General features: G+C 67.8%; 12 protein-coding genes. 4 read left to right on the forward strand and 8 right to left on the reverse strand.

Going from position 1 to position 11,865, the window contains the following annotated elements; all coding sequences use genetic code 11:
- Window positions 1-212: 212 nt before the first annotated feature.
- Together ACTOQ1_RS42505 and ACTOQ1_RS42510 are read right to left on the reverse strand one after the other, a co-directional pair.
- A complete protein-coding gene (locus ACTOQ1_RS42505) occupies window positions 213-992 on the reverse strand; it encodes a PqqD family protein (RefSeq protein WP_440074221.1) in 780 nt (259 codons plus the stop codon).
- 4 nt (window positions 993-996) lie between these two features.
- Entirely contained in the window at window positions 997-1,245 is a 249-nt protein-coding gene (locus tag ACTOQ1_RS42510) for a multinuclear nonheme iron-dependent oxidase (RefSeq protein WP_440074224.1), read from the reverse strand.
- A gap of 620 nt (window positions 1,246-1,865) precedes the next feature.
- Here ACTOQ1_RS42510 and ACTOQ1_RS42515 point away from each other — a divergent pair.
- From ACTOQ1_RS42515 to ACTOQ1_RS42525, 3 genes are all read left to right on the forward strand, one after another.
- Window positions 1,866-2,630: a maleylpyruvate isomerase family mycothiol-dependent enzyme gene (locus ACTOQ1_RS42515; RefSeq protein ID WP_440074225.1), complete on the forward strand. Its 765-nt coding sequence runs from the start codon at window positions 1,866-1,868 to the stop codon at window positions 2,628-2,630.
- Window positions 2,627-2,938, forward strand: coding sequence for a hypothetical protein (locus ACTOQ1_RS42520; protein ID WP_440074227.1), 312 nt, complete (start codon window positions 2,627-2,629; stop codon window positions 2,936-2,938). Before ACTOQ1_RS42515 ends, ACTOQ1_RS42520 begins: the two co-directional genes overlap by 4 nt.
- Window positions 2,939-3,168: 230 nt before the next feature.
- Entirely contained in the window at window positions 3,169-3,648 is a 480-nt protein-coding gene (locus ACTOQ1_RS42525) for a hypothetical protein (RefSeq protein ID WP_440074228.1), read from the forward strand.
- 144 nt (window positions 3,649-3,792) lie between these two features.
- Here the strand turns inward: ACTOQ1_RS42525 and ACTOQ1_RS42530 are convergent, their stop codons facing one another.
- On the reverse strand, window positions 3,793-4,653 hold the full coding sequence (locus tag ACTOQ1_RS42530; RefSeq protein WP_440074230.1) for a hypothetical protein: 861 nt from the start codon (window positions 4,651-4,653) through the stop codon (window positions 3,793-3,795).
- A gap of 465 nt (window positions 4,654-5,118) precedes the next feature.
- On the opposite strand from ACTOQ1_RS42530, the gene ACTOQ1_RS42535 reads away from it, so the two are divergent.
- On the forward strand, window positions 5,119-5,979 hold the full coding sequence (locus ACTOQ1_RS42535) for an aminoglycoside phosphotransferase family protein (protein WP_440074232.1): 861 nt from the start codon (window positions 5,119-5,121) through the stop codon (window positions 5,977-5,979).
- A 42-nt stretch (window positions 5,980-6,021) separates the two neighbouring features.
- Here ACTOQ1_RS42535 and ACTOQ1_RS42540 read toward each other — a convergent pair whose 3' ends face one another.
- The 5 genes from ACTOQ1_RS42540 to ACTOQ1_RS42560 form a co-directional block, all read right to left on the reverse strand.
- Entirely contained in the window at window positions 6,022-6,729 is a 708-nt protein-coding gene (locus ACTOQ1_RS42540; RefSeq protein ID WP_440074234.1) for an SDR family oxidoreductase, read from the reverse strand.
- 5 nt (window positions 6,730-6,734) lie between these two features.
- Window positions 6,735-8,564 carry a 1-deoxy-D-xylulose-5-phosphate synthase gene (locus ACTOQ1_RS42545; protein WP_440074236.1) on the reverse strand — a complete coding sequence of 610 codons (1,830 nt, stop codon included), beginning with the start codon at window positions 8,562-8,564 and terminating at the stop codon, window positions 6,735-6,737.
- On the reverse strand, window positions 8,561-8,686 hold the full coding sequence (locus tag ACTOQ1_RS42550) for a hypothetical protein (RefSeq protein ID WP_440074239.1): 126 nt from the start codon (window positions 8,684-8,686) through the stop codon (window positions 8,561-8,563). The genes ACTOQ1_RS42545 and ACTOQ1_RS42550 overlap by 4 nt, the downstream gene beginning before the upstream one ends.
- 481 nt (window positions 8,687-9,167) lie before the next feature.
- A complete protein-coding gene (locus ACTOQ1_RS42555; protein WP_440074241.1) occupies window positions 9,168-10,862 on the reverse strand; it encodes an alpha/beta hydrolase in 1,695 nt (564 codons plus the stop codon).
- A 228-nt stretch (window positions 10,863-11,090) separates the two neighbouring features.
- Window positions 11,091-11,639 (reverse strand): carboxymuconolactone decarboxylase family protein, encoded by a 549-nt coding sequence (locus ACTOQ1_RS42560; protein ID WP_440074243.1) that lies wholly within the window; start codon window positions 11,637-11,639, stop codon window positions 11,091-11,093.
- Window positions 11,640-11,865 lie beyond the last annotated feature (226 nt).

Here is an 11,865-nt window from a genome sequence, read left to right on the forward strand (position 1 = left end):
CACGGCCCCCGGCAAATCGCACTGATCTCCCACCTGTACGCAGCCCCTCGACCCCGAGATCCCGAAGTCGCCGACCGCGGCCCGCGCGAAGCCCGGCGGGGCTACGGTCGCGCGGGTTCACCCACCGGGCGGTCCTGTACGGGTGGCATCCGGGTCTGGGTGTGAACCCGCGCACCACCCGCGGCGCATCCAGGCCCGCGGCTCGTGAACGTCTACCTTTCGATATCGGGGGAGAGCACCGACAGCGCGCCTTGCCGGACAAACTGCTGCAGCGCCGCCTCGGTATCGCGTGCTCGGTCCGGGGTGGTGGCGAGGGTGGCTATCTGGGCCGCGGTACGCCGGCCGTCACACAACCGCAGTAGTCGCACGGCCTCTTCCGACAGCCGGTAGACCTTCGGTCCCCATCGCTCGGCCGTTTTGACGGCTAGCAGGTGCAGCGGGTGTGCCTGCTTGGTGGGCTGGGTGGCGGTCACGTCATGGCTGAAAGAGGAGATTCGCGCCGCCGGTGAGATGCGCGGCCGATGCGAAGTGACCGACAGCGTTCTCGGCGGCGCCGATCCGATCGTGGTCGCGTACTCGGTGGCCTCGCGGCTCACGGCGACCTCGTACAGCATCAGCTCGTAGTTCGCCAGATCCGACAGCTGCGGATCGACCCCTCCGCCGGCGGTCAGCCATCCGAGAAACCGCTGTGCCTCCGCGAGCGTGGAGGTCGTCTGCCACGGCACCTGCTCCAGGTAGCTCCCGACGCGTGCGGCCGACGAGTGCGCCAGGTGGCGCAGGGTGCGTGGCAGGACTGAGCGCAGCGTGTCGTAGCGGACGGTCCTGTGCTCGTTGTTCGTCAGTTGCAGCCCCCAGGGGGAGGCGTTCTTGAGGACGTCGAGCTCGGCGGCTGTCAGCCCGTAGCGTTCCTGGAAACCGGCGGGGTTGTGGTGCAGGGCTGCTTTCTCGCCGGGAAGGGCCAGGATGGCCGCGAGCGCCTCGGATATCCCCATCGGCTCAGCCGTTCACCGCGGCGCCCAGGGCCCGCCGCGCCCGCCGTAGATCGGCGAAGATCTCCGAGAAGTCGTCGGGGAAATCACGGCTGCGTTCCAGGAGACTGCCGCGGGGAGTGACCCGGGTGAGGAGATGATCGAGCAGTTGCCAAACCTGTCCGGGCACCGGAGCGCTGCGACTGTCGCGGGCGGGCGGGCTCGGTGGCCGGGCTGTGCGCCTCATCCGCCGACAGCTCGTACGCGATGGCGTCATTAGTGATCGAAGTCATTATGATCAGCCTCTCTACAAGAAAGTCGCCCCCGGTGAGCGAAGCTTGCCGAAGCATACGGATATCCGAACTCCTTTGTGAAGAAGGCCCGCTCTGAGGGCGTCCGATAACCCACGGATTCTGGTGCGGCTTCTGACGACGACGAATCGGCCCCTGGCGAGATCGGCGGGTTGTACAGCGCCCCTGGCAGCTGAAACCCTTGAATCACTCCGATGGATATGACCATTCCTCGCGATACCATGCGGGCATCCTGGACCGAGTGAGAATTTTCACGTCACTTTCGTGGAACCGTTGACCCGCCTCGCTACGTATCGCCTAAAGCCCTATGTGCGGGAGCGTATGGCGAAAAGAGGAAGGACATCTGCCGGGAATTCGGTCCTGCGGGCAGTCTCGGCACATCACACCGGGGACGGGGCGGGTGAAAATTTCCTTCAGGGCGGAAACAGCTCTGAAAGAACCAATGGAACGGATCACCGTGCCTCTTCGCCTCACCGCCACTCCTGCGGTCCTTTTCGGAGTGGGAGCGGGTGATCGTTGAGGGTGGAACGGCGGCCCGCCGCCGGGCGGGGCGAAAGAGCCGTGAGCATATGCTGAAATGTTCGATATGGAATATTCCCGATTCTTCGACTGCCTCGCGGCCGACTTCGGCCGCCTGCGGGCCGTCGTGCCGATTGACCCCACCGCGGTGGTGCCGAGCTGTCCTGACTGGACCGTCGCCGACCTGACCCGCCACATCGGCGAGGTGTACCTGCACAAGACTCTGCTCATGCGCGGAAGCGCCGAGCCCGACCCGTGGCCACCGAAGGAACTCGCGGACGAGGAACCGCTCGCGCTGCTCGACCGGGCGTACGCCGGACTGCTCGACGAGTTCGGCGCCCGCAAGCCGGGGGATCCGGCCGTCTCCTGGTACACCCCGGATCAGACCGTCGGCTTCTGGATCCGGCGGATGACGCAGGAGACGGTCATTCACCGCATCGACGCCGAGCTCGGTACCGGGCAGCCGGTCACGCCGGTGCCGGCCGACCTCGCCGTCGACGGCATCGACGAGTTGCTCAAGGTCTTCGTGGCATACAGCGTCGCCGAGGAGGGTGACTACTTCACCGACATCCTGGCCCGCTCACCGGGCCGGACGTACACGGTGCGGACCGACGGCGCGGCGTGGCGGGTGCGGACCGGCCCGGGGCGGTTCACCGTCGAGGACGGCGTCGGCGACGACGCGGCCGACGTGACCGTGAGCGGCCCGCCCACTGCCGTGCTGCGCTGGGTGTGGAACCGGGGGGGTGCCGGTGAGCCGAGCGGAGTGACGATCGAGGGCGCCCCCGAGGCGGTCGAGGAGTTGCGGCGCTGCGTCGTCACAGCGACGCAGTGAGAGCCGGCCGCCCGCACGGCGTGCCGGGCGGCCGGCCCCGGCCCGCCCTGACGCGGCAGGCCGGATGGCCGAATCTCCGCACGTGGGTGTGCGGCTCGATCGTCCACGGCAAGGCGGCCTGGCCGGCCCCGGCCCGCCCCGAGGCGGGCTTCCGGATTCTCGACGAGCCGTTCCTCGGCCGCGTCTGGGAGTTGCCGCTGGTCGCGCACGAGAGGTCGTCGTGGGTACGCCACATGATGACGGGCCCCGGACTCGATCCGCGCGCCTACCCGGCCGACTCGGTCGAAGCCGTCGTCGGCCTGCCCTGATCGATCGACGACGGCGACGAGCGCGAGAGTGGTCGTCGATGAAACCGGCGGTTCACAACGCGACGTATTCCTTTGCGACAGTCCCGATATAAACCATCTGTCGGGATCAAACACCATGTCGCCAGGAGCGAAATGCGTAATCCTCGGAAAGTGTTACTCGCGACCCTGTCGCTCTCGGCTGCGAGACGTGGCGCGGGAGCCATCGAACCCTCCAACCTCGACTCACCGGCATGAGCTTCGTACCGAGGTCTCTGCGACCGACCGGTGTCGTCGAGGTCGACGGCTGGAAACTGAAGCGCTATGAGCTGACCGGCACCGGGGCCCCCGTCGATCCCGGGCTCGTGGCCGCCGCCGCCCCTCACATCGCCTCGCTCCTGCCCTCGGAGCTGCGGCACCCGGCCCTGCGACATGGCGGTGAGCCGATACGGTTCGGCTTCCTCCTGCTCCATCAGACGCAGGACGCGCTGTGGCTCAACCTCTACACGTGGGTGCACAGCTCGATCATCCACGGCAAGGCGGCCTGGCTGACCCTGGCCCGCCCCGAGGAGGGTTTCCGGATTCTCGACGAGCCGTTCCTCGGCTGCGTCTGGGAGTTGCCGCTGGTCGCGCACGAGAGGTCGTCGTGGGTACGCCACATGATGATGGGCCCCGGACTCGATCCGCGCGCCTACCTGGCCGACTCGGTCGAAGCCACCGTCGGCCTGCCCTGATCGATCGACGACGGCGACGAGCGCGAGAGTGGTCGTCGATCCTCGCGGGTCTCACCGTCGCGCCCCGCCCGGCTGGCCGGGCGGGGCGCGACGATGGCCGGCACGGCCTCGGCCGTTGGCCGGCGTGTCACCGTGCTGTCGGCTTTACCGCTCGCAGTTGGACGTGGTGTCTCGGCCCGCGTCGATCTGGGCCAGGTCGTCGCTACCGGCGCCGCAGTCGATGAGCGCGTCGGCGGTGTTGTCGGCGGCGAGGATCTGGTCGGCTCCGCCCAGGCTTTGGAGGGTGTCACGGCCCTTGCCGCCGATCAGCACGTTGCTCTGGTTGTTGCCGGTCAGGGCGTCGTCGTGGTCGCTGCCCTCGAGGCGCTCGACGTCGTCGCTGACGTTGTCGAGGTCGCGGTCGGAGGTGCTGCTGCGCACGCGTCCGTCGTTGGCGGTCCTGTCGAACCCGGCCGACACCAGCACGCCGGCTTTGGCGTAGGAGACGGTGTCGACGCCGTTGGACTGTCCCCGCGAGTTGAGGGTGCCGCCGCTGTAGGTGATGCCGGTCCGGCCCGACAGCGAGGCACCGGCGAGGAACAGGTCGCTGTCGCCCTGGCCGAAGACCGCGCCGTTGAGCCCGACCCGGGACTCGAAGTTGTCATTGCCGTCACCCAGGTGCGCGATGATGCCGGTGATCTTCACATTGCCGGCCGCCGTGCACACCGCCTTACGGGTCAGGCCCGTGACCAGGACGCAGCCGGAGTTGGGGCGCGGCGCGACGTCGACATTGACGTCCAGCACCTCGACCTTGTTACCGGACCCCTGAAGGATGATCACGTTGTTGTTGGCCGGGGTGCCCCGGTACCTGATCGCGGTGCCCTCCATCCAGACCTCCGCCTTCAGCGCCGCGGCCGCCTTGACCTCCGCGGCCTGGCTCGGAGTGGCCAGCCCGCCCATCACCGTGGCAGACACCGCGGCCAGAACCGAGATCTGCAGCAGCTTCCTCATCGTGGTGGTACGCATCATGTGCTCCTATGGTGAAACTCTCCCGACAGGCTCACCCCGTCGGCTTTCACACATCGGTACGCCCCCCTGCCGACCTGGGGTTCCTCAACCGGTCAAACGACACACAACATCGCGCCGTCACCGCTCACGGAGGCCCGCGGCAGGCGCCCGGCTCGCAAGCGCCGGGATGGCCTGGGCGCCGCCACCGGGGAGATCGCGAGGCGAGGCCGCAGCCCGCCCGGGGCGGTGGTGCCGGGACCTTCATGTGGCGAGGTGAAGCCGATCCCGCGACGGCGTGGTTCGCCGGCCACGGTGATCGGATCAGCCGGAAACGGCCGTAGCGGTCCGGCGAAGAAACGGTGGGCGTGCCGCCGGCGGACACGATGTCCTCACGCTGGTCGCCAAGCGCGTCACGAAGACGACCAGGCATACCCGGCTTCGGCGCCCATGTCTGTCAAGGTCACCCCGTACTACCGTTGCGGCATGAACACTCCGGCGGCGGAAGTCGACATCGACACCGACCTTGTCGATCGCCTGATCCGCACACAGCACCCGGATCTGGTGGGCCCGCTCACCCTCGTCGCCAACGGCTGGGACAACGTCGTCTACCGCCTGGGAACGGACCTGTCCGTACGGTTGCCGCGCCGCCAGGTCGCCGTCGACCTCATCGTCAACGAGCAACGCTGGCTGCCGGTCCTGGCCGAACACGTCGCGGTCGCGCTGCCCGTCCCCGTCAGGGCCGGCGTGCCCGGTGAGGGCTACCCGTGGCCGTGGACGATCGCGCCCTGGTTCGAAGGCCGCACGGTCACCGACGTTCCGCCGTCCGACCGCTCCGGCATCGCCGTCCCGCTGGCCGACTTCATGACGGGCCTCCACCGGCCCGCACCGCCCGACGCACCGCGTAACCCCCTCCGCGGTGTCCCGCTCGCCGCCCGCGACGAAGCGGTACGGCACCGCCTGCGGTCCATTCCCCGATCAGCCGAGCTCCTCCCTCTCTGGGAGAAACTGGCCGCCCTCCCGCCCTGGCAGGGTCCCGCGCTCTGGCTCCACGGCGACCCGCACCCGGGGAACCTCCTGCTCGACGGGGAAGGACTCGCGGCCGTCCTGGACTTCGGCGATCTCACCAGCGGCGATCCCGCCACCGACCTGGCCGCCGCGTGGCTGGTGTTCGACGAGAACGCGCGCGAGGTCTTCCGATCACACGTGGACGCCGACGAGGTGACCTGGGAGCGCGCACGGGGCTGGGCCCTTGCCCTGGGCACCGCTCTGGCCGTCCACTCGGCCGATGCCCCCGGCATGGCGGCCGTCGGCGATCACGCCCTCGGCCAGGTGCTTCTCACCTAGAGGTGTTACGCGGCCCCCGGCGACGATGATCCGCCCGGTGCCTCACCAGGGGATGACCCCCGCGTCCTGGATGTAGGTGCCGCTGGGGCCGTCGGCGTCAAGGGTTGCCAGGTACACCGCGATCGCCGCCCCCTGCTCGGCCGTGCGCGGCCCGACGCCGTTGTGGATGTCGGTGGCGCACCAGCCGGGATCACCGGCGTTGACCTTGATCCCGGTGTCCCAGAGCTCCTTGGCGTAGGACACGGTGACCATGTTGAGCGCGGCCTTGGAGGAGTTGTACGGCATGTCGTTGAGCTGCCAGACATGACTTTCCCGGATCATCGCGTTCGTCATCGAGGCGAGCTCGCTGGAGACGTTGACGATCCGGCCGGCCGATGACCTGCGCAACATGGGCAGCATCGCGTTGGTCACCGCGATCACGCCGAACACGTTGGTCTCGAAGACGCGCCTGACGACCTCCATCGGCATGGCACTGGGCAACCCCTTGTCGGGCGAGAGGATCCCGGCGTTGTTCACCAGGATGTCGAGCGTGCCGTACTCCTTCTCGAGCCGGTCGGCGGCGGCCTGGATGCCGGCCGCGTCGGTGACGTCGAGTTGCACGTACGGCTGGCCGAGGCTTTCCGCGGCGGCCCGGCCACGCTCCTCGTCACGCGAACCGATGATGGCGGTGATACCCCGCTCGGCGAGCAGCCGCGCGGTCTCGAAACCGATGCCCTTGTTGGCGCCGGTGATGAGAGCCGTCTTCGTCATGTGCATCAGCTCCACGTCATATCCGCCACCTGCGAGATGCCGATGACTCCCGCCTTCGGCAGGGATCCGTCGCCAGGTGGTGGAACAACGTATCTCGATTCGGGACTCCAGGCGGCCCCCCATGTGCCGGCCTCCGCCCGTACGGCGCGCACGATCCCCGCACCGGTCAGCCCAGCGGCCGCGAGCAGCTCCTCACGGCTCCCGTGCTGGATGAAGGCCCGCGGCAGCCCGAGGTTTCGGACGCGGGTCCCCGGAGCGCAGGCCTGCGCGATGCCGGCACCGGCGCCGCCGGACACCACGCCGTCCTCGACGGTGACCACCAGGGTCTTACCGTGAACGAGCTGGAGCAGGCCGGGCGAGACGGGCAGCACCCACCGCGGATCGGCCACGGTGACGCCGAACCCCTCGGCGGAAAGCTGCTCGGCCGCCTCCAGACAGGCTCCCGCCGTCGACCCGATCGCGATCAGAAGCACATCCTGCCCGGTGCTCCAGAGAACGTCGACGGATCCGATCCGCTCCACCGCCTCCAGGTCCTCGCTCGCCCCGCTGACGGGGAAGCGCAGCACCGCGGGGCCTGGCAGTTCGATGGCCTCGCGCAGCAGCTCGCGCAGGCGCTGAGGGTCCCGAGGAGCACCGACGGTCAGCTCGGGAAAGGCCGAGAGGATCGCCAGATCCCACATGCCGTGGTGGCCGGGCCCGTCGGGCCCGGTGATCCCGGCCCGGTCGAGCACGATCGTCACCGGGCGCCGGTGCATCGCCACGTCGAGCAGGAGCTGGTCGAAGGCGCGGTTGAGGAAGGTGGCGTAGATGGCGACCACGGGCCTCAGCCCGCCCAGGGCCAGCCCCGCGGAGGAGGCGATCGCGTGCTGCTCGGCGACCCCGACGTCGAACATCCGCCCGGGGAAGCGCTCGCCGAAGGCGGTCAACCCGGTGGGGCCCGGCATCGCCGCGGTGACGCAGACCAGGTCGGCCCGGACCTCGCCGAGCGCGCAGAGCTCGTCGGAGAACACATTGGTCAGCGTCGCCTCACCGCCGGCCGGTACGACGGTGTGCAGATGATCTTCCTGATCCTGTTCCGCGGGCTGGAATCCGGCTCCTTTGCGGGTGACGCAGTGCACGACGACCGGGCAGGCCATCTCACGCGCCTTGCGCAGGGACGACTCGATCGCGTCGATCTCGTGCCCGGGCACCGGCCCGAGGTACTGGAAGCCGAGGGCCTCGAAAAGGCTCACGCTCGACCGTTTCGCTCGCAGCGCCGCGAGATGGGCGGGAACGGCGCCGTGGGTGGGGGCGTAGGAGCGGCCGTTGTCGTTGAGCACCACGATCACCGGGCGGTCCTTCGCGGCACCGAGGTTGTTGAGCGCCTCCCATGCCATCCCGCCGGTGAGCCCGCCGTCGCCGATGATCGCGACGATCGCGTTCCCGTCGCCCTCGACCAGCTGCCGGGCCTTGGCCATGCCGTCGGCGTAGGACAGCGCCGTCGAGGCGTGGGAGTGGCCGATCACGTCGTGCTCGGACTCGTCCGGATCCGGGTAGCCGCTCAGCCCGCCGAGACTGCGCAGCCGGTCGAAGGCGGCCTGGCGGCCGGTGAACAGTTTGTGCACGTAGGCCTGGTGGCCGGTGTCGAAAAGGATGGTGTCGGCCGGTGAGTCGAACACCCGGTGCAGCGCGATCGTCAGTTCCACGACGCCGAGGTTCGATCCGAGGTGGCCACCACTCGCGATCACCTTCTGGACCAGGAAGGATCGAATCTCCGCCGCCACGGCCGGAAGCTGATCCGACGGGAGCGCGCGCAAATCCTCCGGGCGGGAGATTCGCGCCAGTAGTGAGCTCACAGGGTGGCCTCGATGATTCGAGCGCTACCGAAGCTGTCGAAGCCGCCGGGATCGTTCTCCGGCACCCAGGTGACGTCCGGTCCTGAGATGCCGGCGCCGATAACGCGGATTCGTTCGGTCATGTCTCGTCACTCCGCCGCTGCGAGTTCACTCCAACCAGACCCTGCGGTGTGGATTGTCCCAAAACCGCTTTTTAGTCAGACAGACCAGAAAAGCGTGATTTTTGGTTTTTAGTGGACCTTTGAAATGCGGCACAAGCACCGTGAGAGCGGGACCGTCGGCCATGCCCGCAGGAGAAACCGCGTGTGGCGACGCATGACACGGAGCTACTTCGCTCCTGGCGGCACCGACCCGGGTGAGGCCCTCATCACCGGCATGTGCACAGGGGTGCCGTGCCGCGTCGAAAAGGTGTCTTGGCTCGTTCAGCCCCATACCAGACAGAATAAGCTTTCTGTCTGGTATGGGACTGAACGCTCTCATCTGAACTCGCGCCCTTGTTCTGCGTTCCGTGCCCTGGGCCTGGTCGGCCGGTCAACCTACGGGGCCTGCCTTCGGGCCGCTGCTCGCGGTGTCGTTTCCGAAGGCAGGCCCCGTGGTCTCATCTCAGCCTGTCCTCGTGCCGTTCGCCGGCTCCGGGAGCGGCAGGCCCGGGCAGCTCTTGTCCACCGTCGGCAGCACACCGTCGACCAAGTAGCCCTCCACGATCGTGTCCACGCACTTGTTGTCGTGGGCGTAGATACCGTGGTCCCCCTCACCGGTCACCGTCACCATGCGTGATCCGGCGAAGCGCTGATGAGCTCTGCGTGCGCCCTCGATCGGGGTGGCGGGGTCGTGCTCGGACTGCACCATCAGAACCGGCGGCACTCCCACGCCGTTGGGAACGGGCATCGACAGCGCGGGCCGGTTCCAGGAGGAACAGGCCAGCGGATCACTGACGGTGTTCCAGCCCGCGAGCGGGTAGAGGCGCCCCTGGCGCGCGGATTCCTCGACCACGAAGTCGCGGCCTCTGGTCCAGGGCGTGTCGTTGCAGCTGACCGTCCAGTACGTGCTGAGGAAGGAGTCGTCCGCCGATGCGAGGGGCATGTGAGGCGATGCGGCGATCGCGCTCTTGAGCTTCCGGTCGGCGGCTCGCGCGTTGGCCGTCTTCACTTCCTCCTTGCGTGCGGAGGCCATGTCGAGGAAGGAAACAAGAGCCTCGGCCATGGCGGGAAAGCTGTCCTTGGAGTACATGGCACCGTAGATGAGGACGTAGTCCAGCGTGTTCGGGTGGATCAGCCGACCGTCACCCAGGTCGAGTGGTTCCTCGGCGAGCAGCTCGCGTAGACGCTCGTAGCTACGGTGGACGGCGCCTCCCGTGGCGCCCAGGTGATAGACGTCGTCGTGGCGGGCCACCCAGGGGAGGAAGTCGGCGCGGAATCGGCGCTCGAAACCCATGGGCTGGCTGAGGAAGTGCCTCTGCATCGTGTCGGTGAAGTCCATGTTCGAGTCGAACACGAACCTTCCGACGCGGGAGGGGAAGTAGGTGGCGTAGTAGGCGCCGAGCCACGTTCCTGCCGAATACCCGAACCAGTGGATCTTGTCGCGCCCCAGAAGGTGCCGCAACAGGTCCAGATCGAAGACGGTCTGCTTGGTGTTGACGTAACGGCCGAGTTCTCCCGAGGCGGATTGGCAGCTCGCGGCGATGTGGGCACTGGCGGCGAGAAGCCGGTCCAGGTTCGCGGCGCTGCGATCACGCGGATCGAGATCCTCGCGAATACCGCCCTGACCCGCGCAGGTCACATTGGTGCTCCGGCCCACTCCGCGGACGTCGAAGCCGATGATCTCCATGTTGTCGAGAAGCTTGTCGCCGCTTTTCTGCTGGAAGAAGAGCGGGAATTCGACGCCGGGTCCGCCCGGCCCGCCGGGGTTGACGAACAAGGTCCCCCTGGGGGCATGGCCTTCGGGCCGCAACCGGCTCACCGCGATTGTCAGGGTCGGGCTTGCGGATGGGGCGTCCCAGTCTCTGGGCGTTCGGAACTTGCTGCATTCCAAGACGGCCTGCCGGGGACCCTGATCGAGAACCGCCGAATCATCGCACGGTTCCCAGACGAGCTCTTGCTCGGCGAAAAGCGCTGGGATGTCGGAGCTGATCACGCGCGGATGCTCGCTCGGGATCGACTCAGCCTGGACCTGGGTCGATCCCGTGACCAGAGCACCGGCCACGAGGGCGCTGACGGCGACTCTCGCCTGCCATGCCTTGTATCGCTGTTCGAATGTCACACCCGCAATACGCGAGGTGGTTCCCTTGGGCGTGGACACTTTGAGATCCGGACCATGAATTGGGGCGCTCGACAGCGCCGAGTTCCCGCGACTGGAGCCGATGTACCGGCTACCGAGACGGGATCGGCGCAGGCCCTTTGGCCGGGAACACCACCGTCGAGGTGCCTGTGAAACCGGCGCGAATTGCGATGACGCTCACACCAGGGTTGTCTTCTCCCTGCGCGAGTCCTCTCAGCCGACCGTCTCCGAGGTCTCGGGAAGTGACACTCAGGAAGACAGCACGGATTCGCCCGTATAGCCGGACTCGATCACCTGCTGGGCCGCCGCGGAGCAAGCAGCGGAATCCAAGGGAGGGATATCCAGACCCACCGCGTAGCGGTTGTACATGCAGAATGCCGCAGCGATCAAGACCGTGTCGTGAATCTCCCGGTCGGTCGCGCCCTCTTGCCGTGCTTCTGCCACGAGCTTTTCCGTGACGTTCGATCCGCTCTGCTGAACCGCTCCGGCAATGTCCAGCAAGGTCTTCAGCTTCGCCGTGATCGGTGCGCTGTGCGAGTCCACGAGAACCCGCTCCACCAGCTCCGTACCACCGGGCAACAGGGCGGCAGCGGTGGCGGCATGCTGGTCGAAGCAGAGCGGGGCACGGTTGAGCCGCGAAACATAGGCTCCGATGAGTTCCCGCTCGCCTGCGGTCAGCGTGTTCTCCCCCCGCAGGAGTATTTCCGCCAGCTCGGATATCAGCCGGAAGGTCTCCGGGCTGTATTCGGCCAGACCTGCAGTGCCCGGTTTGTCAGTATGTAAGTCGATATGTGGCACGTGCAGCTCCTCCGTGGTCGAGTAAGCCCCTCTTTCCGGGAAGAGTGATCCTCCGTATCGCCACAGTCAAGTGCCGTCAGCCGTCTATCCCAATGCCACGCCTCCGGCCTGCTCAGCGATGTCAGGAGAGACCGCGTCATCGAAAGCGTCGCTCCTTCGGCCAAGAAGCCGGCGCTGCGCATCCTGAACACACTCGCTCAGGAGGCGGTTCGGGGGGCGGGTGGTG

The sequence above is a fragment of the Streptosporangium sp. OZ121 genome (assembly GCF_051918885.1).
Classification (GTDB): Bacteria; Actinomycetota; Actinomycetes; order Streptosporangiales; family Streptosporangiaceae; genus Streptosporangium.